Source organism: Psittacicella hinzii, assembly GCF_003585935.1.
Lineage (GTDB): Bacteria > Pseudomonadota > Gammaproteobacteria > Enterobacterales > Psittacicellaceae > Psittacicella > Psittacicella hinzii.
The window spans coordinates 1-2,093 of record NZ_NRJG01000190.1 but is presented as its reverse complement, the minus strand read 5'-3'; the positions used below and the strand labels follow the sequence as shown (position 1 = coordinate 2,093).

The following is a 2,093-nucleotide window of genomic DNA, read 5'->3' as shown; positions in this document are numbered from 1 at the left end:
AAAAAAAGTGTCGATTTTAGCCCGCGTTTGCGTGACTAAAATCGACACTTTTTTTAGGGATATTTTTGGGATAATTTTACAGAAGCTTATTCTTGAAAGATTTTTGGAACTACATTAGATAGATTTTGCAAGTCTAATCCTAAAGCTTCTATTAGATTTCTATATTCAGTTTTAAGTTCAGGAATTTCAAATTTACCGTTTGGTTGTCTAATAGCTTTAAGTCGAGTTAATTCTTTAAGAATAGTAGCTAAACTTTTATTATTATGATAGTCTTGCTTTTGTTTGATGATGCTTGATCTTACGTTGTTCATATATAAACGAACAATAGAAGCATTAAACATATAAAAGCATATACCATCTAGAGAAGCATGATTAGGTAATTCAGCTATTCTACTTATAGCGTCTTCTGGGCTGTTAAAATAAAATTTCTCAAACATATCCTTATTACGATATTGTCTGATAATTTCATACATTGGACTATCAAAATCGGTTGTTATTAGCACATAAAAACCACATAAATTATAATCTTGGAAATATTTTTCATTATCTATTTCAAGACTTAATTGTGAGTTATCTTCTTGTTTTAAATAAAAACAACGGTATTTAGATCTTTGTCTACTATTGAGTATTTGCTCTTTATTAACTTGTTTTAACAGCTTCTTTTTTATCTTAGAAAAGCGATTACTTAGAGTTGCAATTTGTTCACCACGTTGCTGATGATCTAATAGAACAACTGCTCGTACTTTAAAATTTTGATCTTGATCTAAGATTAGTTCTGTTTCTCCTATAGCAGCACCTTCATATACTTGATCAGGAGTTTCTCGTATGAGATTTACTCGTTCTAAAGCTTGGGAAAATAAGGCGCTACGCTTAGATAAACCTGTAATAAAATCCACACCTTTTTCTGCCAAAAATTCGATATTTTCCTTACAGTGGAGACCTCTGTCCATTGTTATGACAAACTTATGGTTATTGAACTCTGGATTATCCTGCACCATGTTTCTAACCGCAGTTAGGTTGTTAATATTACCCCAGTAAATACGGTAATTACTAGCAAGCTCTGTTTGATTGTTAACTGTAACTAGACAGTTAACTTGAGAGGCAGCTTTGCTATCTTTATTATGACCATATGCTGTATAGATAATATCTTTAGCTCCAGTATTAATTGCAGTGTTATCTAAACTTATAAATTTAGCGTCTTGATTACGATTATTACGTAAACTAAGGAATGTATCTAATTGTCTTTTATTAAAAGATGTATATACTTGTGATATTGTGGTTTGGGTAATTTTTAGATCAGGAATATTAGTTTGCTTAAAATAGGTATAGGCTTTTTCTAAACTACTATCAGGTTTAGCGACTTTATACATAATTACACCGCAGTCTAATTTCCACTCGTCAGGGCGAATTTTTTGTAAATCTTCAGTTAAGCCGATTTTATCCATCGTATGAGCGATTATTAAATCGCGCATTGAAATTCCGTTGTCTTGATTACTATTTAAATGAAGATTTATGACTGGAGATTTACTGAAAGCAGCGGCTTCTGGAAACAGTTTAAAGAAATTAATATTCGGAATAAAGAATTTTCTATCTCCATCTTTAACCTATTTACCTATGATTTTCTTTTCTCTTTTAAAAGTATTAGTCTTTTGATCAAACGTTTTGTAAACTAAATGTATATATCCTTCAGCTCTGAATACACGATTATATTTTGGATGATTATGTGGAACATAATCATCAATATTAAAAATATCATCATTGAAATTTCTTGCTATTCATATATATATACTTCCTTAGTTATGATTAAACGGTGAAATGAGACAACTAAAAGCTTTTACTTTTTAAAGCAGAATATGCAGCAAAGTAAATTATACTATGCAAGTGTATTAAAGAGAGCTAATTGACTTATCGATAGATTAACATGTAGGATTAAATTTACAGCTAATAACTAACAAAAATGATAAATCACAAAATATCTGTAAATAGTATAAACAAATATTTGCATGCACAGGAGATAAAAAATGGTCTACGGAAATTCCATAGACCAAAATATATTAATAATGTGAGTCTTTTCACTAGACTTATATATAAAA

General features: G+C 29.7%; 1 protein-coding gene. It reads right to left on the bottom strand.

The window, feature by feature from the left end:
* Positions 1–86: 86 nt before the first annotated feature.
* A complete protein-coding gene (locus tag CKF58_RS07975) occupies positions 87–1,472 on the bottom strand; it encodes an IS1634 family transposase (RefSeq protein WP_119532701.1) in 1,386 nt (461 codons plus the stop codon).
* Between the last annotated feature and the right edge of the window lie 621 nt (positions 1,473–2,093).